The organism is Candidatus Methanoperedens nitratireducens (genome assembly GCF_000685155.1).
GTDB classification, from domain to species: domain Archaea; phylum Halobacteriota; class Methanosarcinia; order Methanosarcinales; family Methanoperedenaceae; genus Methanoperedens; species Methanoperedens nitratireducens.
On record NZ_JMIY01000001.1, the window covers coordinates 517,723 to 542,301 of the forward strand.

Here is a 24,579-nt window from a genome sequence, read left to right on the forward strand (position 1 = left end):
CGACAACCTTATTTACTTAAAATTTTCATTTGCTGCAAATAAATTTTGATATCTTCTGATGCTTTTTTATATAATTCCTTAAGTAGCTCTTTATTAGTCCAAGTCTGATTAATAAAGGTTATCAAACCTGTAATCTTTTTATCTTCATCGCTATCATTAATGAGAGATTCTGGATATAACGCGCTCATCTTAAGGCTAATGGCATTCTTGACAGCTTGTTCCGTTACGCCTATATCGAAATCCCATTCCTTAGAAATGATGAAACTATTTATTGGTTGCTCAAAGTCTCCAAAACCTATCGCGATGATATCATTGTTGAAGTTTGCTCCATCGGTAGTAGTTTGTGCACCATAACGTTTCTCATACATTATCGTAAACAGCAGATGGACAAACAACTCTGGCGTTAGATTATCTACAGAAATAAAGAAGGGAATAAAAGTATTTGGTAAAACGTACCTTGTTCTAAACAAACTTTGTCTTAATTCTCCTGTTTTACCTTCGTACATAGTTCCTTCTTCGCTTAATGCATTGTGTTGTAATTTTTGAGTAATCTCTTCAAAATCACGGATTGAATATCCCCAATCATAAATTGCCCTACTTGGTAATCCCACAGATTCTGCAGCGCCGGCTTTTGTCACACTATCTCCAAAGACAATAGAATTGGGATTACTCAAATGAGATTTATCATCTATCATATTATATCTTACAGATACATCAACAACTCCAAACTCCCTGCTGATTTTTAACCCTAATAATTTTTCTTTGCTTTTAAATTTTCTCGCAGGAACTTCGATTACTTCTCTTTTATCATCCATTTTGAATGTTATTGTCTCTTCTGAATCAGTGCTCCTATCTATAAAGGGATTTATTGTTTTTCTTAGCAATGCAATTTTGATAACACCAATTCTGTTTTCATCCAAATTATCCACAAAATATTTCTTTGGAATAAATTCATATAATTTTTTTCTAAATTCTTCAATTGATTTAATTTCTGGCATATAACCACCTTTTATCTTCTCAGTTCATTGAACAACTTGATATGAGCTTCAAGAGCACTCTTGGAAATATCTTTCTCCTTTGCTTTTTTATATTCTTTCAATTTTTCAACAAATTCCTTTTCACTATTGGGATTAAAATCTTTAATTATTCTGGATACTGTAGCTTTTCTCATTTCTTCAAGCGATTTTTGACTATATAAAAATCCAAATTGATAGATCCAATTATTCAATCGATTTTGATGTGGAATCTGTTTTTTCCATTGTACCTCGTATAAATTCCAAATGCTTTCAGCAAAAGCCGTTAATTTTTCTTGTTCAGTATTAGATGGTTCAGATTTCAATGTTTTATATAACATACCTGCAATTTGTTGTACTGTTGTAGTCTTATCGGTTCCCTCTTTGATATTGCTCTTTAATATCTCGATGCTATCCCGGAACATCCAGGTTTCCTGTGAAGTACTACCGATTTTGCCCCATTGAATTTTTAAAGCGAAATCAACAATTTGTTCCATTATGTTCATTTCAAAAACCTCCTTATGTTTTAATAAGAATTCATACATACTAGCCTTTATTTTATTTTTATTTGAATCATCTAATCTATAAAAATAAGAAAAGACGCATTTTTTATCAGATGCATAATCAAGAAGTAAAGAAACAATTTGATTACCAGCTAAAGATCTCAATAAATAATGTTCGTTCAGTATATCAGGAATCTTATCAATTCGTACTTTATCCCATCCACATTGTTTTATGAAGGGCATACATTCTTCGATTACGAACATTTCATTGTGATGTGTGTGAGGGGTGATTATATTAGTAGTATATATTTTAAATCCAGTATAATTAATCAGATTCAAAAGGTTATTTAGTGTCCAATAATTGGATTCAACGTCTCGACCCATATTATAATAGATAATTGTATTATAGTCAAAATTAAATGAGATTTTTTGAATGGTTAATTCTAACTGTTTTGATTGTTGATTGATTGAAATTTTTTTTGCAAATAACTTTTGTAGTGTCTCAGCTAACGCTTTTTTATCCATATTAATAAAATAGTCCCCAACATCAATGTAAATACATAAGTTACTTTTTGTAAATTTAGGGAATTTTGCGATCCTCAAAAGCGATTCTGTGGCGCAAAGTGGGCAAAGGTAACTTAAATTGTTGTTCAATTTGTTTAAACATTTGTTACTAAACCCTCTAGCAGTGAAGCCAAAAACTTTTGATTCTTTAACTATAACTTCACCTTTATCACCGCAGACGGTGCACATATTTTTTTTAATTGTAGGCTCGTTTAAGATATGATCGAAACTATCTAATTTCTTAATGAAACTTCCATTTAAATATGTGGTTATAAAATCGCTATAATCTACTTGTGAAGAACTCGATATACTTTTGTTATTATTGAATTTACTCAAAACTTTAGAAACAAGTAATGCATACAACTTTTCGGGATCTTCATTCTCGCAAACATATAAGATTGAGAGGAGTGTTTTATTTGTTCGATCATCATTTGTAAAAATTGTATTTATATTATTTGATGAAAAATTTTTAATAATATTGGATTCATTTTTTTGAAAAGTCTCCATCTCTTTTTTCCATTCGTCTTTTCCTTTCAAAAATATGATTTTAGATAACCCGATATTGAGAATAATATTCTTATCAGCATTATTTAAATCGTTCCATTCTTTATGAAAAGTAACAAAATTTACTCCATCTTTTCGCTGAACGATCTCTAAAGGTAGCTCATAATAATCGATAATAGCATTAAAAAATCCTTTTTTTTCTTTAATTAATTCCCTCTTAAAATATATAAGTTTAGAAATGTTTTTTATTACGATTTCTTTGATGATGTTTTCATTCAATGGTAAAAAGTCCAAAAACCCAAAATCTACTTTTTGCGAGTCAATTTTAGTTGTCGCTATAAAATCAATTTCAGATTCCAGAGGATTTCCAAATCTTTTATTAATGGTATCGATATCTTGAGACCCTAAAGGATCACCAAAATAGACCACCCCATCTTTTAAATGAAACAATAACCTGTATTTCTTTTCATCATTCAAAAATTGTTTTACAACTGTAATCAATTTTTGAGATAAAATTGTGTGAATGTTTTTATCAACACATACATAAGATATCTTCCAAAAATCACTTAATTTTTTATCAATTTTAAATGGGATATTATTTATTTTATTAAAAAAGGTATGGGTATCATCAACCTTTTGACTGGCTATTTTATCAGCGAACTGGGAATATTCAACAAGTTCAGTTAAAAGATTTCTATTTTTGACATTGAGTGTAATGGCATAATTTTTTGTCCTCTCTTCTGTTTTTAAAATAATAAATTTTATTTCTTCTATATAGTTCTCCCATTCTGGAAAAAACCTATTAAAATTAAGTTTATTGCATACAATCTTTAAATTGTTATCAACAGCATCTCTTAAATCGATAACATCACATAATTTGTTAATATCATGCAATGTATAACCTATAAAAAAAGATTTAATAAATTTCTTTAGTTCTTCATTTTCTTCTAAATTACCATATTCTTTCAAAAGGTACTCTTCTAGTAACAAACTTGCAGGGTATAAGCCGTTGAGTATATGAATGTAATATGGAACATCGGGCAAATCTTTGAATCTGGAAGTTCCTTTGGCACTTACAAGAATGTAATTTTTCATTAATTCGCTGAGTACCAGCTCGTTATAATCATTAATTAGTTCATTAAATATTTTAGACCTGAAATACCCAATTTGCTCAATACTTACTTTTATCTCATCCATTTTCACTTCCTCCCCTCCCTTATCGTCTCCTCCATATCATCCAGGAACGGCGGCGCCCTGCCCGTGCCAGGCAAAAAATCACGAGAAGCAAGATACAGCATCGCTCTGGTGCAATCCCTCTGTACACCATAGTTAGAGCAGGCCACCATCATATACCGTTCATCCTCCTTCAGTTCTATCAGATCATTATGCTGATCATAATATGGTAGATTCTAACATCAGTTAAACTATTTATCTCTGTTGCTACCTTGGAGCCCATCCAATAATTCTAACTTTTCAAAGGATCATTAGTTTTATACCATCTCTCAAAATAGGGTATAATGGAAAAGACGATTAACAACGAACTCAAAACGAACTTAAACGAACTCATAAGTCCGAGTTCGTATCGAGTTCGTACCAGTTCGTTGTTTTATATTAGCTGAACCACATCGGAATCTAAGATGCGATATAGTTGAACTTTTTCATACCAGAACACAGAGGTTACAATCAGGATTTCTTAACCTGTTATCCCGTCTAATTATTGTATGGGTTTGCTCCCCTGCACCACGTCCACGCATCCGAACCCCATCGCGTTCTTCTCCCCCAGACCTGCATCATAGGCGAACTTTAGCAGTTCAGGGCTTGCCTGGATTCTCAGGCTCATGAGGCTGCACCGCCTGTAGCTGTCCGCGATCTTGATGCGCCTGGGATTGATATCCGCGGTCTGAACTACATCGAAATGATCCACAGGTTCTTTGCCATAGAATTCACTGAAGCGCTCGGTCAGGTTCCGATGCAGGTTCTCATAGAACTTCGGCTCTGTGGGGTAAAGATCTATCTCCCGCAGGCATTCATTCTCCTTTCTTATGGTCTTGATATATATGGGTGAGAGGGTTCTGAACAAGCACTCATCACCAAAAGAGGGTTCTTTCAGGATCTCGATGCGCTCGATAACAAGATCAATCCTGCCGCGGGGCCCATCCAGATAGAACTCGGGCTGCTGGAGAAGACCTTCTGTAAAGCTCCTGATAAACCTGTCATCAGGCGAGGACAGGATAAAATATGCCCTCTCAAAACAAAGGCCCGACTTGCAGGCTTTTCTATTCATCAGCACAAGATTGGAGAATGTGTAGAACTTGAATCCCTGATGGGCATGGATCTCATTTGCCAGCCTTACATCTGCATCTGCAAGTTTGAAATAGAGCATCGAGGCAAGGCCGTACTGGTAATCAAAGTTAACGGGAAGGTTTGATAGGTTCCTTATGGTTATTTTGCTCCTCAGTTTATTCCTCCTCTTCATCCTCCTCCTTTTTAACCGTTTCAAAATACAGCTCCTCATAGAGCAGCATTTCAATCACCTGTGATACAAAAAGGCACTTCTGGTACCTCATCAGGTCCTCATCCATGTGCAGTTGAGCATCGATTTGAACACGGAACAGTGCAAACCTGAACTTCTCTTTATTATCGATCTCTAACGATTTTATGGTCTCTATGAGATAGGGCAACTCATCAGGGTCGTCTATGGCCTGCGCTATAACAAGGATATTATCAGGGATTTTTTCAATATCCAGTTCCTTCTGGCCTGTTAAAAGTTTCAGGGTATTCAAGGAATATTTTTTACCATTGATATTTATGTGATTCATGTCTATAGTCTTAATCTATCAGCTCCTATATTAGCAAGACGGAGAAATAATGGATACACCGGTAATCTTAAAGACATATTATAAAGGAAAAGTTAAAGAGTATTTTGCCATGCCTGAAGGAGAGCTGCATACCGACCTTGGAGTAATAAAACTTGAAGAATTAAGGACAAAATCGTTTGGCGATAGGATAACATCTCATCTCGGTATTGAGTTCGTAATACAGAAACCCAGAGCCCCTGATCTTTTTGCTCATGCAAAACGCAGCGGAGCCCCTATGATGCCAAAGGATATCGGGGTAATTATATCAAACACAGGGTTGTGTTCTTCTGATTATGTACTGGATGCAGGAACAGGCTCAGGGATACTGGCTATCTATCTCGGAGGGATCGCAAAAAAGGTGATCTCGTATGAGATAAGGGATGAATTTATCGGGATTGCACAGCAGAATATGGATCTTGCGGGTCTGTCTAATGTTGAACTACGCCACGGGGATATAGTTGCGGAGATCCAGAAACTGGATGAGAGATTCGATGTGATAACCCTGGATACAGGCGATGCACCAGCGGTAATACCCCATATCCCGCGGGTTATCTATTCAGGGGGTTTTCTCGCTGTATATTCGCCCTTTTTTGAGCAGACAAAAGAGATACGGGATGCCCTTGGAAAAACCGATTTTACTGAAGTGAGGACAATTGAGACTCTGGAGCGCGAGATCTCTTTTACTGAGCGGGGGACACGTCCTGCAACTGCAAGAGTCGGACATACCGGTTTTATCACGATAGCCAGATATTGATTTATGTAATCAGCAAAAGTTCTGTGTTACTAATACTCTCATATCAGAGGCTATTGCCACACCTATGCCTTCTCTATCATAAGTTGGCTTTAGAATATTTTTCCTGTGCCCGGGACTGTCCATCCAGCCATTTACAGCTGACTGTGCTATTTCTTCAGGGGTATTCCAGTTATAAGACGTAAAATCTTTATAATATATTATTGAACTGTATAAATAACCTTTATAAAGATTTTCAGCAAGGCCGTATGTATAATAAGAACCATAATATTTAAAGCACCGATATCCTGATTTTATCCCTCTGTCAGTGGGATTTTCTCCATCAGGATTAATGTGATCAAAATAGTCATTATCTGCCATATCCTGACTATTGTTTCGTGCTATATTTGCAATATCAGGATCATACTCTAAAGTGGATAACCCATTCTGTTGTCTTTTTTCATTGATTAATTCGTGTATCCTGTTCTCTAATAAGCTGATATTAATCTCAGACTGATTAGTTGTTGTTCCTTTTACAATTTCATTTGCAGGTTCCTTTAGTCTGTAAGAATTATAAGAGGTATAATCTGTGTCATAGTAATCGATAACAGGATTAAATACTACCTCTATCGGCTGATAATTATACCATGCTAAAAATAATATTATGAGAACGATCAGGAACCTGATCCAGTTTCTCCCCATTTCTCTTCCCCCACCTTTCTTCTGTCTAACCACTCTTATGATATTAGATCCTATCCGAAAAATAAATCAATAGTATATTTCTGATTAACTTTTCGGATAGACTCTTAATTGATACATAACATATTGTTTTATTCTGGCAAATAGCCTTGCTTACTTGATAATGTTCCTGCAGGTATCCGAAATTTTTAATCTTCAGAACACCAATTAACGAGAGACCCCCCATGCGATTCGATAGATTCACCATCAAAGCCCAGGAAGCATTAGCAGATGCGCAGAGTATTGTCCTTGATAGAAACCAGCAGCAGCTTGAGGTAGAACACCTTCTTCTTGCGCTGATCAACCAGAAGGAAGGTTTGACCCTTCAGATACTGCATAAACTCGGCGCAAACGTTGCAGGGATAGTATCAAGGCTTGAAGAAGAGATCGACAGGCTCCCGCGCGTGGAAGGCGCAGGGGCGGGGCAGACTTACATCACACCGAGGCTGAACAGCGTGGTTGAGGCTGCTTTCAAGGAGATGGCGAACCTCAGGGATGAATACCTGAGCACAGAACATCTCCTGCTTGCCATATCAGATGAGAAAAATGGCATTTCTGCCAGGATCATGAGGGAGAATGGTGCATCAAAGGACGATATCATGAAAGCACTGCGGGAGATCCGCGGCTCTTCAAGGGTGACTGACCAGACACCAGAGGACAAGTACCAGGCACTGAAAAAATACAGCCGCGACCTTACAGAACTTGCAGAGCGCGGAAAGCTTGACCCTGTTATAGGAAGGGATAACGAGATACGCAGGGTTCTCCAGGTGCTCTCAAGAAGGACAAAGAACAACCCTGTCCTGATAGGCGAGCCGGGTGTTGGTAAGACCGCAATAGCAGAGGGACTGGCGCTTCGGATATTTGCCGGGGATGTGCCCGAGACCATAAAGGATAAGAAAGTGGTTGCGCTTGATATGGGGGCGCTCGTGGCAGGGACCAAATTCAGGGGTGAGTTCGAGGAACGATTAAAGGCTGTGATAAAAGAGATAGGGGACTCAGAAGGGAAGATAATCCTGTTCATCGATGAGCTTCATACCGTAGTGGGCGCCGGCGCTGCTGAGGGCGCTATGGATGCATCGAACCTGCTCAAACCCGCCCTTGCCAGGGGAGAACTCAGGTGCATCGGGGCTACAACACTGAACGAGTACAGGAAACACATAGAAAAAGACCCGGCACTTGAGAGGAGGTTCCAGCCTGTGCTTATAGGAGAGCCAACCGTTGAAGAGACCATATCAATACTCAGGGGCTTAAAAGAAAGATACGAGATCCATCACGGCGTGCGGATTAAAGATTCAGCGCTCATCGCAGCAGCGATGCTCTCCCACCGCTACATAACAGACAGGTTCCTGCCAGATAAAGCGATCGACCTGATAGACGAAGCGGCATCAAAACTCAGGATCGAGATCGACAGCATGCCATCAGAGCTTGATGATATAGAGAGGAAGATAAGGCAGCTTGAGATCGAGCGGCAGGCCGTTAAAAAAGAAAAAGATCCATACTCAAAGGAGCGCCTTCTTAAGATAGAAAAAGAACTCTCAGATCTGAGGGAGAGAAGCAGCTCAATGAAAGCCCACTGGCAGCTTGAGAAAGATTCGATCAAGAATATACGGAAGATAAAAGAGGATATCGAGAAAACAAGGATGGCATCTGAGAAAGCAGAACTTGAGGGCAATCTTGAGCGGGCATCTGAGCTCAGGTACGGCGTATTGATCAACCTGCAAAAACAGCTTGAAGCCGAGAACAGGAAACTGGCAGAGCTTCAGGAAGATCAGAAGATGCTCAAGGAAGAGGTTGATGATGAGGATATAGCAGAGGTAGTATCAAATTGGACGCATATCCCTGTGAGTAAAATGCTTGAGAGCGAGATGCAGAAGCTCGTGCATATGGAAGACCGCCTGCGCCTGCGTGTTGTGGGGCAGGATGAAGCCGTGATTGCTGTCTCAAATGCGATAAGAAGGGGCCGCGCCGGGCTATCAGACCCCAGGCGTCCCACAGGCTCGTTCATGTTCCTTGGCCCGACAGGCGTGGGTAAGACCGAGCTTGGGCGGGCGCTTGCCGAGTTCATGTTCGATGACGAGGCTGCCATGATAAGGCTTGATATGAGCGAGTATATGGAAAAACACACAGTTGCAAGGCTCATCGGCGCACCTCCGGGTTACGTGGGATATGAGGAAGGAGGCCAGCTTACAGAAGCAGTGAGACGGCGTCCCTATTCGGTCATACTGTTTGATGAGATAGAGAAGGCACACCCCGATGTCTTCAACCTGCTTCTTCAGATACTGGATGACGGCAGGCTCACAGACGGACACGGCAGAACTGTGGATTTCAAGAATACTGTAATTATAATGACATCCAACATCGGAAGCCAGTGGATATTCGAGCTCCTGGACAGGGAGAATGAGATGAGGGAGAGGGTGATGGAAGTCGTGCACAGCCAGTTCAAGCCTGAGTTCTTAAACAGGCTTGATGAGATCATCATATTCCATTCCCTAAAACTACCAGAGATCATGAAGATAGTGGATATCCAGTCAGGAATATTGAGCAAGCGCCTTGATGAGAGAAAGATAAGCATCAGCCTCACGGAGAAAGCAAAGGATTTCATAGCAAGAACGGGCTATGACCCTTCATACGGCGCACGGCCCCTGAAGCGGACAATACAGCATAAGATCCTTGATCCCCTGTCAATGAAGATACTCAACAAAGAGTTCGGTGAAGGGGACTCAATAGAGGTGGATGTAGAGAATAATGAGATTGTGTTCAGGAGAGCTGGAAGTTAGATAATATAACTATAACGTTCACACCCAATTGAATACACTAAAAAATCAATTACTACAATTCTCAATATCCACTAATGTGTCCACGCATTTGAAAGCACTTCAGCTTGTTTCAGTACTAATTCAACGGCATCCTCTGCCTTATCCGGCGGGTACTTGTAACGCTGCAATGTACGGCGGACAAGAATGCGTAATTTAGCTCTTACACTATCGCGCACTTGCCAATCCACTGTAGTGGATCTACGCAGTTTCTCTGTAATTTCTACAGCGATCTTTTTGAGAGTTTCATCACCTAATTCCCGCACGGCGCTTTCGTTATTTGCCAGGGCGTCATAAAAAGCCACCTCATCCGGATTCAGACCAAGCTCAGCATCGCGTTTCAGTACCCCTTGAAACTCCTTAGCCATTTGAATCAGTTCTTCAATCACCTGGGCGGTTTCAATGGCACGGTTGTTGTACTTGCGTAGTGTTTCCTTTAAGCGGTCGCTGTATTTCATCTCCTGCACAACGTTATTGCGGGATTTCGATTTTATTGCATCTTTTAGTAGTTTTTCCAATAGCTCTACTGCCAGGTTACGGTAAGGCATCTGCCGAACATCTTCCAAAAACTCCTCCGACAGAAGGCCAATATCAGGTTTATCTAACCCGGCAAGCTCGAACACATCGGTAACACCTTCTGCAATCACGGCATTATCAAGAATCTGCTTGAGAATCGAATTTTTCTCTTCCTGGGTGCGCTTTTTATCGACAGATGTGAATTTACTAATGGCTGCTTTAATGGCCGAAAAAAATGCTATTTCAGCATGTAGCTCTTTGGCTTCATCCAGGGTGCTGCATAATGAATTGGCTTTGTTGATCGCCAGTATGGCATCTAGAAAGCGTTTTTTACCATCATCAAGCCCCAGGATATGGTTTGCTGCCGGTACCAGCAGTTTGTAGGCGTTGTTCTCAAAGTTGCTGTAATCAAAACCATGGAATAGCCCGCGTACAAGATCTATTTTTTCCAGTAACACCGAAAACGCCTCTTCGGCGCGCAGGGTGGGTTCACCTTTACCTTTGGCATCGGTGTAGTTTTTCAGTGCTTGTTTTAATTCGCTGGCAATGCCGATGTAATCTACTACTAAGCCACCAGGTTTATCCTTAAATACCCGGTTTACCCGTGCTATGGCCTGCATCAGGTTGTGGCCTTTCATGGGTTTGTCGATATACATGGTATGACAACATGGCACATCGAAGCCAGTGAGCCACATATCACGCACAATCACCAATTTGAGCGGGTCACTGATATCTTTAAAGCGTTTTTCTATTTGTTTCTTAGTTTGCTTGTTATAGACGTGTGGCTGTAACAACTCACGATCAGATGCCGAGCCGGTCATCACAATTTTAATCGCACCTTTGTCAGGATCGGGATCATGCCAATCCGGGCGCAACTCCACAATTGCATTGTATAAGTGCACACAAATCTCGCGGCTCATAGCCACAATCATGCCTTTGCCTTCAATCGATCTGGTGCGCTCTTCAAAGTGTTCCACCAGATCAGCAGTCACCTGCCGGATGCGCGGTTTGGCCCCTACCAGCTTTTCTAAGCGGCTCCATTCACCTTTGGTTCTTTCACGGTTGGATATATCTTCTTCATCTTCCACCACATCTTCAACTTGATTAGATAGTGCTTCAATTTCGGCATGATTCAGGTCGAGTTTTGACAGACGCGATTCGTAATAAATGGGCACAGTCGCGCCATCGTCCACAGCGTCCTGAATGTCGTAAATGGAAACATAATCACCAAAGACTGCGCGGGTGTCTTTGTCTTCAAGGGCAATAGGTGTACCCGTGAATCCAATAAATGAAGCATGGGGCAGGGCATCACGCATGTATTTGGAATATCCGAATACCAGTTTTTTATCAATCACATTGCCGTTTTCATCTTTCACATCTATGTAGCGGCCTTTTTGACCATACTGGCTTCTGTGTGCCTCATCGGAGATTACTACAATATTATGGCGCTCGTTTAGGATTGGGTGCCCATCTTCATCCCCGAAGGGTGAAAACTTTTGTACTGTTGTAAAAATGATGCCGCCCGATTCCCGCTCAGAGAGCATCTGGCGCAACTCATCACGGCTGTTAGCCTGAACCGGTGTTTGCTTGAACAACTCCTGGGCATTGGAGAATGTCTGGAACAGTTGACCGTCCAGGTCGTTGCGATCGGTCACTACTACCAGAGTTGGATTATTCATTGCCGGTTGCTGTAACAACTTACCGGCATAACAACACATGGAGATACTCTTGCCTGAACCCTGGGTATGCCAGAATACTCCGGCTTTTTTGCTGCCGGGAACTACTTCTTTGCCATAGGTTGCACGGGCTTCGAATGACTTGTATTCATCCGGTATCTTTGAGGCTATCAGGGTTGCGTTTACCGCTTCGCGCACTGCATGGAACTGGTGATAACCGGCTATTTTCTTAGTGATTAATTCACCATCGGTTTCAAACAGCACAAAAAAGCGGATGTAATCCAGCAGCAATTCGCGGTTGAAAAATCCCCGCACCAGGGTTTCCAGTTGCCATTCCAGCAGCGGTTTATCATCTTCATGCTTGATGGTGCGCCAGGGTGCAAATCGTTCCTGGTTCGCAGTTAATGAGCCAATACGGGCAGTATAACCATCACTCACCACCAATGCTTCGTTAAACACAAACAGGTCGCTGATTTCATCTTTGTAGGTTTGGAGCTGATTAAAGGCATCCCAGATATCGGCATTCTCATCGTTCGGGCTTTTAAGCTCCAATACCGCGATGGGCAGGCCATTAATAAAACAGACCACATCCGCTCGGCGCGGCTGTTTTGTTCCCTGTACGGTGAACTGGTTGACCACTAAAAAACGATTGTTGGTGAGATTTTCAAAGTCTATTAAAAAGGCGCGGTCGTGTATTGTCCTGTCATCTTTTCGATATTCAACCGGCACACCATCCAATAACAAGCGATGAAAGGCGCGGTTATTGGTTTTTAAATCCAGACCTTCAGGCTTTAAAACAAGAGCCATGGCTTGCTCAATAGCACTTTCGGGCAGGTGCGGATTAATACGTTTCAACCCTTCTTGCAGATACCGTTTTAACACAACCTCCTGGTAATCGCTGCGTTCAGAGTTGTTTGAATCCGGGGCAATATCAGGGCCATAAACTACTTCCCATCTGTTATCCTGGAACCAGTTGAGACAGAGTTGTTCGAGTTGATCTTCGTTCATTTTATTACCCTCCCCCAATCAATTTCCACAACAAAGCTTCAATGCATTCGTCATGATCCTCATCGGCAGGATACCAAATTGGGAAAATATTGGCCATTGCTAGATGATCTCGCCGAGCTAACCGATCTTCATCTTCGCCAATACTGAGAAGAGCATAATGACGAATCGCAACATCGTGCCCTTTTGTCTCCACTAGCTGGGTCAGTACCTGAATTGTGCGATCAACGACCAAACTGCAACCAATAAAAAGTAGCGTTTTAGTACTAATTGCTTCAATTACATTTAGAAGACAGTTTCCCTCTCTATAGTGTCTCTGATATTCTGTATAGGTCAGTACCCGAGAATGCCTGGAATTGGCTTTGCCGTGTAATTTGATCAGCACTTTACTTCCTTCCCCCAAGTACCTTGGGAGTTCGCGAGCATTTGCTCCCAATAAAATCTCCAAAAAGGATAAATTTGCAGCTTCATAGCAGCGTTTTATAACATCGTCAAAGTTAGTAGTAATAATGCTGGTATTAAATATATATGGCAACATTTGTATCGTGCCTGCCAAATCTTCATCGTGCCCAAAGGCATTCTCTATGGCCTCATCGAAACTACCTGCAGGCATATCGTCAGCTAGCGCTTGTACTGCTTCTTCGTATTTCCCCTGAGAAAGTAAATTGTTTAAATCATCTTCAGATACTCGTGTTTCATTACGAAGTTGACAAAGAAACTTAGTCCAACCCGGATAACCACTTGGTATTGACATACCAGCACCAATAAACGGAATGACAGCCCCTCTTTTATAGGAATCTCTCAGTCGATTAAAACGGCCCTGATTATCATATAATCTAAGAATTTCGTCTGCTTTTATTAGAAGCCTTTTTTTTCTCTGATCTAGCCAGTCAGAAAATGCTTCATTATAACCGTCAGAATCCATTTCCTTCAATATAGAATCTGGTGTAAATGAAGAGCCTGCTATCTTCACATTACCATTATCTTCAATCTCAGCGAGAAGTTCTTCATTAAATTTTCCTTTTAGAAAATCCATTTTTAACTCTCCGCTTTATTAACAGTGTTTATTTCGAGCTTACCTGAGAGGAGTTTGGGGAGGAGGGTGTCGCGGATAGCGACAAGGTTGCGGAATTCCGCAATATTTGACGTAATATGATCAAAGAAAGGTTCCAATGTCTTCTTAAAATCCGAAGCAATACCCGAAGGTGGAATAACAATTTTTTTATCCTTTACAATCTGTTGACTAATATTCTGTTGAGCAGAACCTACTGCAACCATATTAAAATCGTCGCGCTTAGAGAGAAGTATGAAAAACAGAAACGGATATCCTACCTCAGATTTTGCCACCAATCCACTGCAAGCTTGATTTGCAGTACCGCGAGTCTTCAATAACCCTAATCGACCAACTGTTGGTGAAGCATACAACGCTATCAATATAGTATCAGGTTCCCATAAATGGCAAGACGATTCTTTGAGCCCCTCTTCGGTTATGTGCTCTTCGGAATCAAGCAATGGCTCATCAAAAAGTTCACCGGTCTTATACCATGGAATAGTTCCATCTTTCCAATATCGATTTTCCATGCGCTTTGGCGTTCCACCATTGGTTATAGAAACACACAAATCTGCGACGGTCCCAACCCTCCACCCCTCCGGCACTTCCCCCAATTCCGAATCCTGCATGGCGGCAGGGAACAGTTCGGCGGTGGTTTTGAGTTGAGTGTAATGTTCTGGCTTTTCGGCCTGGAGTTGGTATAATTCTTCATCAGTCTTGCCTGAGATGGCGCGCATGGCGGCGCGGGTTACGCCTTCGGCATCCTCTCCTGCTTCAATGGTGGTAATTTTTGCTTTGACAGGCTCAAAATCCACAAACCAGCTTTTGAATAAAGCCTGCGCCATGGCTTCGAGGGTTTGGTTGATCTGGCGGTTGAGTTCGATTTTGTCGGCAATTGAAGATAATATATCTGCAATTTGATCTTCATTACCTTTATGGCGAGGGATTTTCAGATTTTTAAGTACTGGGATTCTTATATTACTGACTGTTGATCCTGTACCTTCATTCCACAAGATTTGTTGTCGAACAAAAGGTGACTGAAGCGCCCAAAATAAATATTTGCCATTCACTCCCTTCTTCGGTCGTAGCAAAACTTGTCTTTGTCCTAAACAACATTTAAGACCTTTTGGAATAAGACAAACCTCTCCCATAGGTGCTTCGCGAGTAATTACAATATCTCCGAATTGTGGTGCAGCTCGCTTTATTCGTTTTTGGAAATCCTCTTCACTGGTATAGCTTGGATTGCTAAGATCCAAAATTCCATCTTTAATATTCTGATTGCGAAGCACAATTAAGCCTTTGTCTGTCCACTTTGGCGTAAAGTGGGGACAATCTACAATCAGTTCACACATATCCTCTAGTGAGTTGGTTTCAGATTCCATAACCCAACCCCGCCAAATTCCGCTTAATCTGCGCTTCCAGCCTGTTCATCCCATACTTAAATACATGATCAGCAAAATAATCTATCTGCTCCTTCATTTTTCCATCACTTCCCACATTCCACCTTTGTCAGGCCCGATTCGTTTAATGATTTTGTTCTGCTTTAAATTCGCAATTTGCATCTCAATTGCCCGTGATGATACGCCGATCTTTTCTGCAATCTCTTTTGCGCTGATAGCTGGATTTTCTCTTATAAGCAGAATTATTTTCTCCGAAGTTTTCTCCGAAGTTTTCTCCGAAGCTTTAGTGATCTTAACTAACGGGAATGTAATCTTATAGAAATCAATGCCACCTGAAACCACTGGTTCGTCTTTATAATAAGCCTTCCAGCCATTGAACATTTTGTCAAAACCTGAACCTGCGTTCTCAGCCAGTTTAATGACCCTGAATATTTTTGTAACAATAGGGTTTCTTGGCATTGTGAAATCCTGCTCGATCTTCTCGGCATTATCAACACCACTGATCTTGAAGGTCTTGTCAACCTGACTCACTCCAAAAACAAGCCAGCCACCATTCGTATTCGAAAATGCACTAACAGTTTCAAAACTGCTTTTGGGAATGGAAGTCTTCGCCTCTTTCACCTCAAAATCTTCCCACTCAAGTTCTTCCAACCTGTCAAACAGTTCCTTACGATCCATAATCCGAATTACTCCTTCTTAAACGACCCTATTTGAATCAAACATTAAATCCCAATCCCGCCAAATTCTGCTTGATCTGCGCTTCCAGCTTATCACTCTCTTCAAACTGCGCTTTCAACTGGCTGGTGAGTGCGGCCATTTTTTCCGCGAAAGGCACGCCGTCGTCTTCCTCCGCTTCTGCGCCCACATAGCGGCCTGGGGTTAGCACAAAGTCGTGTTTTTGTATTGTGGCGAAATTAGCTGAAAAACAGAAGCCAGCCTGGTTATTCTCCTCTGACCACTCTCGTTGCCATTTATGGAAAGTATTGGTAATTTGCCTGGTATCTTCTTCTTTGAAATCCCTCAGTACACGGTCTTTCATATAACCTAAATTGCGCGCGTCGATAAACAGCACTTCACCACGTCTATCTCTTTTGCCATTTCGCGCACTCTTATCTTTGGTTAAAAACCAGATACATGCGGGTATCTGGGTATTGGTGAACAGTTGCCCCGGTAGCGCCACCATACATTCTACCAGATCTTGCTCGACCAGTGTTCTGCGAATCTCACCTTCGTTATTGGTGTTACTGCTCATGGAGCCGTTGGCCAATAACAGCGCCATGCTGCCGGTGGGTGCAAGATGGTACAGCATGTGCAACATCCACGCAAAGTTGGCGTTACCCGCCGGTGGGGTAAGTATGCGTTTTTCGCCGTTGGTGTTAATCGTCCAGCGCACATCGTCAGCCAGCTTTTCATGCCACCAATCTTTCATATTAAAAGGCGGGTTTGCCATCACAAAATCGGCGCGCAGGTCGGGATGCTGATCGTCTAAGAAACTATCAGCATTCTTTTTGCCAAAATTAAAATCAATACCGCGGATGGCCATGTTCATGGCAGCAAGCTTCCATGTGGTTGGGTTTGATTCTTGCCCGTACACAGAGATTTGTTTTTTCTGCTCGGCTGCATCGTAGTGTTTAATCTTGGCGTGTTCTTCAATGAATTTGTCACTGGAAACAAAAAAACCACCGCTACCCATGGCAGGATCGTACACGCGGCCTTTGTATGGCTCCAGCATTTCCACTATCAAGGTAACAATGGATTTGGGCGTGTAATACTGTCCGCCCTGCTTACCTTCGGCGAGAGCAAATTCACCTAAAAAGTATTCATACACATGGCCGAGAATGTCTTTGGATTTTAGGTTGAGTTTTTCGCCTTTATACTCTGGATCATGAAATTTGGTGGTGCTAAATTCATTGACCAGACCGATGAGTTTGTCGGTATCCAACTGGTATTGGCTGATGCGGTTTAAAATGCCTTTGAGTTTTGGGTTGGCTTTTTCGATTTCATCGAAAGCATTATCAATTAACCATGATGCAGAGCGCATTTTTACATCTTCGCCTTGCTCATTTTCCCCAATCACGCTATTGGTTGGAAGGATGATTTTTTCTTTAAGGGTGTTCCAGCGGGCGATTTTTGGCACCCAAAAGACATTCTTTTCTGTGTAGTAGTCGTTAATTTCCAGCTCGGCTTCTATGGCTTGCTTGTAGTCTTCGTCGCTGTCGTAATCGTCGCGGGGCATATGATAGATGTTATCGTCATCGTCTTTTTGAAACAGCTCGATGAGTTCTTGCTGGCGCTCTTCGAAGGCATCAGACACGTATTTAAGGAAAATAAGCCCTAACACCACGTGTTTGTAGTTGGCAGCATCCAGGTGAGAGCGCAGTTTATCGGCGGCTTTCCAGAGCTGGGCGTCGAGTTCATTTAAAAATTGCTGTTCAATATCTTTCATTAATACCTTCCATTATTCAAATTTTCTCCAATACCCTCATACTATGTCATGTATAGCACTTTATTTTCATACTATGTCCTAAACAAATTGCTACTACTAGATTAATATTTTTATATCAATGTATCTGATGATATTTTACTTTTCACCAACGAAGTTCTTCAGACATTTGATCTTGGAAAAAGTCAGGATAATGGTTAGAAGTAACCCCATAGCTGTGTCAATCGTACCCCTGGCTGCAAACAGTAAAAACGACGCGATGAGAGAGAAGTATAAAAAATTTAAAATGCTCCGATCGGGATTTGAACCCGAGTCCCTGGCTATCTTTATTTTAGCGCCTTCGCACGCTTAAAACTTGAAAGGCCAGAATGATTGGCCTGCTACACTATCGGAGCGCAGTAGGCTTAATAATACAGTGCTGTATTTAATGGTTTGGGAATAAATAACTTTTTCCCATCATTTCTAATCCGGAATCAGCCCGTGCCCGGTGAAGATCTCACGCGCCTCCTCAAGCGTCAGGTCATCAGGCGGTATGATTATATCGCTTGGCTCAATAATCTCATCTGCCACCTTTTTCCCGTTCCTGCGCACACACTCTGTAAGCTTCATGAACTCGGTTTTGAAGGTTTTCTCATCCCCTTTTGTTACGATTTCCACGATATTATTATCGATTCTATTCATCTCATCCAGATACTTGCTATCAAGCTCGTACTGTCCTTCTCCCATAAGCCTGACGATCATTTTCCCATCTCCTTCTTCATCGCCTCAAGCTGCGCATCTACCTCGCTCTTTGATTTTATCTTTGCAAGTTCCCGCTCGATATCATCCTTTGTTCCCCCTGTCACATCCTCAAGCGTGCCTGCCTCAACAAGCTCATCCAGAGCCGAAGCGCGTGCTTTCATATCCTCTGTCTTATCATGTGCTCGCTGAACAGCCAGCCCTACATCGCTCATCTCCTCACTGATGCCGCTTACCGATTCTGTGATCTTTACCTGGGCCTCAGCCGCACTGTACTGGGCTTTGATCGTCTCCTTAGTGGAACGGAATGATTCTACCTTGGTGGAGAGGCGCCTCTCTGTTGCCACCAGTTTTTCCTGCTGTTTAGCAACATCAGCTACCTGCTGGTTTAAGCTCTCGATCTCTGCCTGTGTTGTGCTTCTCCGCTCAAGCGCAATCCTGGCCAGATCTTCCCTTCCAGCTTTAACAGCCTCTCGCGCCTGCCCATCCAGCCTCTCTACATTCTGTTCAAGCTTTACCTTCTGCAGCTCAAGACGCTTCTTGGCCGTCGTAACATCAGCCACGCCGCGCTTTACATTCTGCAGCAGTTCAATCTGCTTTTCATAAGAATAATCAAGAGTCTCCCTTGGATCTTCAAATCTATTTAGAATCTTGTTTACCTTGGCTTTTACTACCGTGCTCATTCTATCAATTAGCCCCATGAATTTTACCTCCTTAATTCTAATTATCTTTAATTGCTAAATACCTTCTCCAGGGAGAAAGTATAATAATCAATGGAATAATTCTAATAGATACAATGGTGAAGGACTCAGTTGGCGTTATATTCGGAAAAACCGAATCTTTAAGTTTCATGTTTGCTGTCTCTGATAGTACAGCTATCAAAAAATCAGATTATCTTAAGATCTGGCACGAATCAGACGGCTGGACCCTTGCCCAGGTATCCTCTATTACCCGCTCAAGTGAAGATTTCTCTATAGAAAAAGCTGTCGATGTTGCTGAAGGCTCATCCAAAGTCGGAGACATGAACGAGCAGATTATTGCACAGGCTACTGTGATAGGCTCAAGGGATAAGGAAGGAATCCTGCGCGTGCCTAAATCCCCTTTCAGTCCCGGAGATAAGGTCTTTAAAGCAGATGAGTTGCTAACAAAACAGACCCTTGGCCTGATGCGCGGGGATATTTATATCGGCCTGCTTGAAGGACAGAACATCAGGGTCAATCTCGATGCGAATAATCTTGTCCAGAAGCACTGCAGCATACTTGCCAAGACAGGTGCGGGGAAATCCTATACAAGCGGGGTGATCCTGGAAGAACTCCTCGATAAGAGCGTCCCGCTTCTGATCATCGACCCGCACGGCGAGTACGGGACATTGAAATTTCCCAACGAAGAAAAACCTGCATCTTTTGAGCGATATGGAATAGCGCCAAAGGATTATGCTGCCCAGATAACAGTATATACACCTGCCAATATGGTGCTCAACCCGGGGGCAGATGAGCTTTTCCGGTTAAACGGAGTAAATCTCGGAATAAAGGATTTTATGCAATTCTTTTCTGATGAGCACTCACAGAACCAGACAGGCATTCTGTTCGAGGCTATCTCAAAGCTCAAGACTGAGAAACAGACCTATACTATTGATGATATTATCTCTGAGGTCGGCCAGAATAAGAGCAAGGCAAAATGGAATGTTATCAACAGGCTTGAGGCATTACGTGATACGGGGATATTATCTGATAATGCCACGACGGTTAATGATCTTATCCAGGAGGGCAGGGCATCTATAATTGATATGAAGGGCGTAAATCCTGATCTTCAGGCAATGATAGTCGCAAAGTTATGCAATGACATTTTTGAGGCACGAAAACTCAATACAGTGCCCCCGTGCATGCTGGTGATTGAGGAGGCGCATAACTTCTGTCCTGAAAAGGGGTTTGGAGGGACAGTGAGTACTGATATCCTGCGCACGATCGCCTCAGAAGGCAGGAAATTCGGTCTTGGACTTATGGTTGTCTCACAGCGCCCGGCCCGTGTGGATAAGAATATTCTCTCACAGTGCAATACCCAGATAATAATGAAGGTGACAAATCCCAATGACCTGAAGGCCATCAGCAAAGGACTTGAGGGTATCAGCTCTGGAGTAGAGGAGGATATCAAGAGCCTATCTCCTGGTGTGGCGATGATTGTGAGCAATTATATCGAACGACCCGTGCTTGTGGATGTCAGGATAAGAAAGAGCAAGCATGGAGGGGCAAGTGTACCGGTTGTCAAAGCGCCTATCACTGATATTAAAACACCTGCCATAGAGAAGATAGAAAAGCTTCTATCAGGGCAGAGCAAGGAACAAACGGCAATATCCATATCCTCGCGTTCTATTTTGAGAAAAATCCTGCCTGTCCAGGTCACAGAACAAGAGGGGGAACATACAGATCAAATCAGAAAACATATAGAACAGACCAAGGAACATATAGAACAGGCCAGGGAACATATAATAGAATTTCAAGATGATCAAACTGAAAATGAGAAACCGATGCAAAAGAAACCGAAAGCAAAACATGAGGTGAGCCTTTATACCAAGATGTTCGGTTCGAGGAAGAAATGACTACATTAATGGAAATGGCGCATGATGGATTAGTTACAGAGGAGATGAGGTGCGTAGCAGCAAAAGAGGGGGTCGATGTTGAGCGGGTCAGAAAGCTCCTTGAAAGAGGATATATTGTAATTCCAAGGAGCGCTAACAGCAGTTCTGAACCCACAGGTATAGGCAAATTAATGCGTACCAAGATTAACGCCAACATAGGTACCTCGAGGGATTACATTGATGTAGGTGCTGAGGTTGAAAAGGCTAAAACAGCACAGAAATACGGTGCAGATACCATCATGGATCTCTCCACAGGGGGCGACCTTGACCTGATACGCAGACGGATTATAGATGCTGTGAGTGTATCTGTAGGCTCTGTTCCCATCTATCAGGCAGCAAATCGCGGTATAGAGAACATGACATCTGATGATATGTTCAATGCTGTAAGGAAACATGCAGAGGACGGTATTGATTTTGTCACTATCCATGCAGGTGTGACCCGGAGTTCTTTTGAGCGCCTCAAGAACAGCAACAGGATACTTGATGTCGTGAGCCGGGGAGGTGCATTTACAATATCATGGATGAGGCACAATGATAAGGAGAATCCCTTTTATTCAGAGTATGATTACCTGCTTGAGATTGCAAGGGAGTATGAACTCACCCTGAGCCTTGGTGACGGCATGCGCCCGGGGTGTATCAATGATGCTTCAGACAGGGCAAAATTCGAGGAGTTTATCATTCTTGGTGAACTTGTGAAAAGAGCAAGGACAGCAGGAGTCCAGACATTAGTTGAGGGACCGGGGCATGTTCCAATAGATGAGATTGGATTGTCTGTAACGGCAATGAAGCATCTCACAGATGATGCGCCAGTGTACCTCCTTGGACCGCTTGTTACTGATATCGCACCTGGCTATGACCATATCACAGCAGCGATTGGCGGTGCAGTGGCAGGTATGTACGGCGCTGACTTCCTGTGCATGACGACACCCTCTGAGCATCTTGCTCTTCCTGATATTGAGGATATCAGAGAGGGGGCAGTAGTTACACGGATAGCAGCCCATGCTGCTGACCTGACAAAGGAAGGTGTTCGAGAGAGGGCGCGTGCCGCTGACCGGGAGATGGCACTGGCGCGCAAAAACCTGGACTGGAATAAGCAGTTCGGGCTTGCGATTGATAGCGAGAGAGCAAGAGCGATTCATGCCAGGAGCAGGAATGTTGAGACATGCAGCATGTGCGGGGAGCTGTGCTCGATAAAGATGATGCGGGAAGTGATGGGGAAATGAATTCTGCAACTCTTGCCTCATAAGTAACTCATTAATGCTAATAGATACTACAGGTGAAGAATAATGACAACTATAGAACTTTATTATTCAGACACATGCCGTGACTGCCATCAGCTAAGAGCCATTTTAATGGAGATTCTCCCTAAAAGCATGAAGTTTAAGGAGATCAACATATCCTATCCTGAAGGGCAGCGCCGGGCCTCTGAGTTAAATATAATGTCTGTTCCAGTGGTTGCTATCGATGGAGAGGTCGTATTCGTGGGAAGGACATCAAAAGAGGAGCTTTTAAGAGAGATAAATTTAAGAAAATAAGAGAAGCAAAATTGGGAGCAGGAGCATAGTTTAAACAGAAAATTAGATCCTGGAGAAACTACAGGCGGCTAATATTGGAAGAGGAGGAGCATTTGTCCTCCTCCATAAGGTCCCACTCCCGTTTGTCTTTGGGCAATACCCAACCCCCAAATTGGACATATACTCTCACTCATTCGTCCCACATCTTTTTACTCTGTTTATTCCCCAAACTTCCAGCCTTCAACCTTGCTATTTTTGGTTAAACGTGACTATTTTTCGACAAGTCTATTTCTGTAACTCACAGTATTTATACTTATTTGTAGCCAGAAAATTACGCATGTATAGATTGGTTGCTATGCAGAGTATCTGAGAATTTATTCTAAAATTAGAAATCGTAACGCCGAGGGGGAGATTTGAACTCCCGTGGCGCAAAGCGCCACCGGTTTTCAAGACCGGCGCCGTAGGCCGCTTGGCTACCTCGGCATCTGCTTTCTGGAAAAAGCAAGCAAAAACCAGTACCATATCGAAGATTTTGAGATGCACATCAGGGTTCAAAAGAACTCATCTGAAAGAACAACAGGACATAATCTTCTAGATGCTAAAGTGTTTTTCGAGTATATAAAAGATATCGATGCTAAAAATATCCAGAACCTGATGTTATGGACCACACGAACCATCCAATAAAAAGTTGGAGTTACTGGATGGCTAAAGCTGCTTGTTACGCCCTGCTATATGTTTCTTTGCCGCTGCTGTCGCTTCCCTTCCATGCGATGTTCGTTTGATAAATCCTATCTGGATAAGGTATGGTTCACAGACCTCTTCAATAGTCCTGATCTCTTCGCCCACCGAGATCGCAATGGTCTTGATACCTACAGGCCCGCCTCCAAAATCATTTACAATCACAGAAAGAACACGCCGATCAAAATCATCCAGGCCAAGCCTGTCAATACCCAGCATGGTCAGAGCATTATCAGCAGCCTCCTGCGTTATCTCTCCCTCTGCCCTGACAATTGCAAAATCCCTTGCGCGCCGGAGTAGACGATTAGCGATCCTGGGCGTCCCGCGGCTTCGTTTTGCGATCTCAAGTGCTCCATCCCGGGTTACAGGAATAGCCAGGATAGAGGCACTTCTCTCTACAACCTGCACAAGCTCCTCTACTGTGTACAGGTTAAGCCGTGATATAAAACCGAACCTGTCCCGGAAAGGTGAACCCAGCAGGCCCACTTTCGTCGTTGCGCCGATGAGGGTGAAAGGCTCAAGATCTAGCTTGAGCGATCTGGCGCTTGGTCCTTCCCCAAGCATGACATCGATCTCAAAATCCTCCATTGCCGGGTACAGTATCTCCTCAATAACGTGACTTAAGCGGTGAATCTCATCTATAAAGAGTACATCCCCTCTCTTAAGCGCGGTAAGCATTGCAGCCAGATCGCCCGGACGTTCAATTATAGGTCCTGAGGTTGATTTGATATCAGTGCCCATCTCATGTGCGATAATATGCGCAAGTGTGGTTTTCCCAAGACCTGGAGGTCCTGAGAAGAGGATATGATCAAGGGGCTCATCCCTTTTTCTTGAAGCCTCGATAAATATTATCAGGGATTCCTTAAGTGCTTCCTGTCCTATAAATTCATCAAGTCTTGTCGGTCGGATTGAAACATCTTCTTTCTCATCACTCAGTGCAGTTGGCTCGATAATCCTTTCTTCCATATTTAACTCTTTAATGTTATTTTAATATCTATAGTGCTTCTAACTACCGATTAAGCCTTAATCATTTATATACTTCATCAAGCACAGAGTCCAGGTATCATAACCTGAGTTATAACCCATTTTCCGCACATTTTAATACAACTCCCTCCCGAATCAGTATTTAGAAAATGGACT

19 protein-coding genes and 2 tRNA genes are annotated in these 24,579 nt (G+C 42.4%); 5 read left to right on the forward strand and 16 right to left on the reverse strand.

The window, feature by feature from the left end; translation table 11 throughout:
* Positions 1 to 8: 8 nt before the first annotated feature.
* The 5 genes from cas7d to ANME2D_RS02755 form a co-directional block, all read right to left on the reverse strand.
* On the reverse strand, positions 9 to 998 hold the full coding sequence (cas7d, locus tag ANME2D_RS02740; protein WP_052368525.1) for a type I-D CRISPR-associated protein Cas7/Csc2: 990 nt from the start codon (positions 996 to 998) through the stop codon (positions 9 to 11).
* A gap of 11 nt (positions 999 to 1,009) precedes the next feature.
* Positions 1,010 to 3,781 (reverse strand): hypothetical protein, encoded by a 2,772-nt coding sequence (locus ANME2D_RS02745; protein WP_048089008.1) that lies wholly within the window; start codon positions 3,779 to 3,781, stop codon positions 1,010 to 1,012.
* 2 nt (positions 3,782 to 3,783) lie between these two features.
* On the reverse strand, positions 3,784 to 3,933 hold the full coding sequence (locus tag ANME2D_RS17805; protein ID WP_157833920.1) for a hypothetical protein: 150 nt from the start codon (positions 3,931 to 3,933) through the stop codon (positions 3,784 to 3,786).
* A 365-nt stretch (positions 3,934 to 4,298) separates the two neighbouring features.
* Positions 4,299 to 5,060, reverse strand: coding sequence for a CRISPR-associated endoribonuclease Cas6 (gene cas6, locus ANME2D_RS02750; RefSeq protein WP_241763294.1), 762 nt, complete (start codon positions 5,058 to 5,060; stop codon positions 4,299 to 4,301).
* A complete protein-coding gene (locus ANME2D_RS02755; RefSeq protein WP_048089011.1) occupies positions 5,044 to 5,403 on the reverse strand; it encodes a hypothetical protein in 360 nt (119 codons plus the stop codon). Before ANME2D_RS02755 ends, cas6 begins: the two co-directional genes overlap by 17 nt.
* Before the next feature lie 49 nt (positions 5,404 to 5,452).
* On the opposite strand from ANME2D_RS02755, the gene ANME2D_RS02760 reads away from it, so the two are divergent.
* Positions 5,453 to 6,196 (forward strand): tRNA (adenine-N1)-methyltransferase, encoded by a 744-nt coding sequence (locus tag ANME2D_RS02760; RefSeq protein WP_048089012.1) that lies wholly within the window; start codon positions 5,453 to 5,455, stop codon positions 6,194 to 6,196.
* Between the two features lie 9 nt (positions 6,197 to 6,205).
* Here the strand turns inward: ANME2D_RS02760 and ANME2D_RS02765 are convergent, their stop codons facing one another.
* Positions 6,206 to 6,874: a CAP domain-containing protein gene (locus ANME2D_RS02765; RefSeq protein ID WP_052368526.1), complete on the reverse strand. Its 669-nt coding sequence runs from the start codon at positions 6,872 to 6,874 to the stop codon at positions 6,206 to 6,208.
* Positions 6,875 to 7,095: 221 nt separating this feature from the next.
* Here ANME2D_RS02765 and clpB point away from each other — a divergent pair, with 221 nt between their 5' ends.
* Positions 7,096 to 9,687, forward strand: coding sequence for an ATP-dependent chaperone ClpB (clpB, locus tag ANME2D_RS02770; protein ID WP_048089013.1), 2,592 nt, complete (start codon positions 7,096 to 7,098; stop codon positions 9,685 to 9,687).
* Positions 9,688 to 9,758: 71 nt separating this feature from the next.
* On the opposite strand, the gene ANME2D_RS02775 is transcribed toward clpB, so the two are convergent.
* The 8 genes from ANME2D_RS02775 to ANME2D_RS02810 form a co-directional block, all read right to left on the reverse strand.
* Positions 9,759 to 12,923 carry a type I restriction endonuclease subunit R gene (locus ANME2D_RS02775; RefSeq protein WP_048089014.1) on the reverse strand — a complete coding sequence of 1,055 codons (3,165 nt, stop codon included), beginning with the start codon at positions 12,921 to 12,923 and terminating at the stop codon, positions 9,759 to 9,761.
* A 4-nt stretch (positions 12,924 to 12,927) separates the two neighbouring features.
* Positions 12,928 to 13,956, reverse strand: a complete 1,029-nt coding sequence (locus ANME2D_RS02780; protein ID WP_048089015.1) for an SIR2 family protein — start codon at positions 13,954 to 13,956, stop codon at positions 12,928 to 12,930.
* A 2-nt stretch (positions 13,957 to 13,958) separates the two neighbouring features.
* A complete protein-coding gene (locus ANME2D_RS02785; protein ID WP_048089016.1) occupies positions 13,959 to 15,353 on the reverse strand; it encodes a restriction endonuclease subunit S in 1,395 nt (464 codons plus the stop codon).
* Positions 15,354 to 15,446: 93 nt separating this feature from the next.
* Positions 15,447 to 16,022, reverse strand: a complete 576-nt coding sequence (locus ANME2D_RS02790; RefSeq protein ID WP_157833921.1) for an RNA-binding domain-containing protein — start codon at positions 16,020 to 16,022, stop codon at positions 15,447 to 15,449.
* A gap of 64 nt (positions 16,023 to 16,086) precedes the next feature.
* Positions 16,087 to 17,817 (reverse strand): class I SAM-dependent DNA methyltransferase, encoded by a 1,731-nt coding sequence (locus tag ANME2D_RS02795; protein WP_048089018.1) that lies wholly within the window; start codon positions 17,815 to 17,817, stop codon positions 16,087 to 16,089.
* A 284-nt stretch (positions 17,818 to 18,101) separates the two neighbouring features.
* Positions 18,102 to 18,209 (reverse strand) — tRNA-Glu (locus tag ANME2D_RS02800).
* 67 nt (positions 18,210 to 18,276) lie between these two features.
* On the reverse strand, positions 18,277 to 18,555 hold the full coding sequence (pspAA, locus tag ANME2D_RS02805) for a PspA-associated protein PspAA (RefSeq protein ID WP_048089019.1): 279 nt from the start codon (positions 18,553 to 18,555) through the stop codon (positions 18,277 to 18,279).
* Positions 18,552 to 19,253: a PspA/IM30 family protein gene (locus tag ANME2D_RS02810; protein ID WP_048089020.1), complete on the reverse strand. Its 702-nt coding sequence runs from the start codon at positions 19,251 to 19,253 to the stop codon at positions 18,552 to 18,554. The genes pspAA and ANME2D_RS02810 overlap by 4 nt, the downstream gene beginning before the upstream one ends.
* Positions 19,254 to 19,348: 95 nt before the next feature.
* On the opposite strand from ANME2D_RS02810, the gene ANME2D_RS02815 reads away from it, so the two are divergent.
* The 3 genes from ANME2D_RS02815 to ANME2D_RS02825 all read left to right on the forward strand — a co-directional run bounded on the left by ANME2D_RS02815 (position 19,349) and on the right by ANME2D_RS02825 (position 22,722).
* On the forward strand, positions 19,349 to 21,148 hold the full coding sequence (locus tag ANME2D_RS02815) for an ATP-binding protein (RefSeq protein WP_048089021.1): 1,800 nt from the start codon (positions 19,349 to 19,351) through the stop codon (positions 21,146 to 21,148).
* The gene (thiC, locus tag ANME2D_RS02820) at positions 21,145 to 22,410 is read left to right on the forward strand and encodes a phosphomethylpyrimidine synthase ThiC (RefSeq protein WP_048089022.1); all 1,266 of its coding nucleotides are present in this window, start codon (positions 21,145 to 21,147) and stop codon (positions 22,408 to 22,410) included. Before ANME2D_RS02815 ends, thiC begins: the two co-directional genes overlap by 4 nt.
* Positions 22,411 to 22,473: 63 nt before the next feature.
* Positions 22,474 to 22,722, forward strand: coding sequence for a thioredoxin family protein (locus tag ANME2D_RS02825; protein ID WP_048089023.1), 249 nt, complete (start codon positions 22,474 to 22,476; stop codon positions 22,720 to 22,722).
* Positions 22,723 to 23,099: 377 nt separating this feature from the next.
* On the opposite strand, the gene ANME2D_RS02830 is transcribed toward ANME2D_RS02825, so the two are convergent.
* A tRNA-Ser gene (locus ANME2D_RS02830) sits at positions 23,100 to 23,184 on the reverse strand.
* Positions 23,185 to 23,406: 222 nt separating this feature from the next.
* Positions 23,407 to 24,405 (reverse strand): Holliday junction branch migration DNA helicase RuvB, encoded by a 999-nt coding sequence (gene ruvB, locus ANME2D_RS02840; protein WP_048089025.1) that lies wholly within the window; start codon positions 24,403 to 24,405, stop codon positions 23,407 to 23,409.
* Positions 24,406 to 24,579 lie beyond the last annotated feature (174 nt).

What these genes read in the sequence shown, in the direction of transcription:
- ANME2D_RS02760 (WP_048089012.1), top strand. Translation starts at nt 5,453, where the DNA reads ATGGATACACCGGTAATCTTAAAGACATATTATAAAGGAAAAGTTAAA.
- ANME2D_RS02810 (WP_048089020.1), bottom strand. Translation starts at nt 19,253, where the DNA reads ATGGGGCTAATTGATAGAATGAGCACGGTAGTAAAAGCCAAGGTAAAC.
- cas7d (WP_052368525.1), bottom strand. Translation starts at nt 998, where the DNA reads ATGCCAGAAATTAAATCAATTGAAGAATTTAGAAAAAAATTATATGAA.
- ANME2D_RS02755 (WP_048089011.1), bottom strand. Translation starts at nt 5,403, where the DNA reads ATGAATCACATAAATATCAATGGTAAAAAATATTCCTTGAATACCCTG.
- ANME2D_RS02775 (WP_048089014.1), bottom strand. Translation starts at nt 12,923, where the DNA reads ATGAACGAAGATCAACTCGAACAACTCTGTCTCAACTGGTTCCAGGAT.
- ANME2D_RS02795 (WP_048089018.1), bottom strand. Translation starts at nt 17,817, where the DNA reads ATGAAAGATATTGAACAGCAATTTTTAAATGAACTCGACGCCCAGCTC.
- ANME2D_RS02825 (WP_048089023.1), top strand. Translation starts at nt 22,474, where the DNA reads ATGACAACTATAGAACTTTATTATTCAGACACATGCCGTGACTGCCAT.
- ANME2D_RS02765 (WP_052368526.1), bottom strand. Translation starts at nt 6,874, where the DNA reads ATGGGGAGAAACTGGATCAGGTTCCTGATCGTTCTCATAATATTATTT.
- thiC (WP_048089022.1), top strand. Translation starts at nt 21,145, where the DNA reads ATGACTACATTAATGGAAATGGCGCATGATGGATTAGTTACAGAGGAG.
- ANME2D_RS02785 (WP_048089016.1), bottom strand. Translation starts at nt 15,353, where the DNA reads ATGGAATCTGAAACCAACTCACTAGAGGATATGTGTGAACTGATTGTA.
- ANME2D_RS02815 (WP_048089021.1), top strand. Translation starts at nt 19,349, where the DNA reads ATGGTGAAGGACTCAGTTGGCGTTATATTCGGAAAAACCGAATCTTTA.
- ANME2D_RS02745 (WP_048089008.1), bottom strand. Translation starts at nt 3,781, where the DNA reads ATGGATGAGATAAAAGTAAGTATTGAGCAAATTGGGTATTTCAGGTCT.
- ANME2D_RS02780 (WP_048089015.1), bottom strand. Translation starts at nt 13,956, where the DNA reads ATGGATTTTCTAAAAGGAAAATTTAATGAAGAACTTCTCGCTGAGATT.
- clpB (WP_048089013.1), top strand. Translation starts at nt 7,096, where the DNA reads ATGCGATTCGATAGATTCACCATCAAAGCCCAGGAAGCATTAGCAGAT.
- ANME2D_RS17805 (WP_157833920.1), bottom strand. Translation starts at nt 3,933, where the DNA reads ATGATGGTGGCCTGCTCTAACTATGGTGTACAGAGGGATTGCACCAGA.
- ruvB (WP_048089025.1), bottom strand. Translation starts at nt 24,405, where the DNA reads ATGGAAGAAAGGATTATCGAGCCAACTGCACTGAGTGATGAGAAAGAA.
- pspAA (WP_048089019.1), bottom strand. Translation starts at nt 18,555, where the DNA reads ATGATCGTCAGGCTTATGGGAGAAGGACAGTACGAGCTTGATAGCAAG.
- cas6 (WP_241763294.1), bottom strand. Translation starts at nt 5,060, where the DNA reads ATGAAGAGGAGGAATAAACTGAGGAGCAAAATAACCATAAGGAACCTA.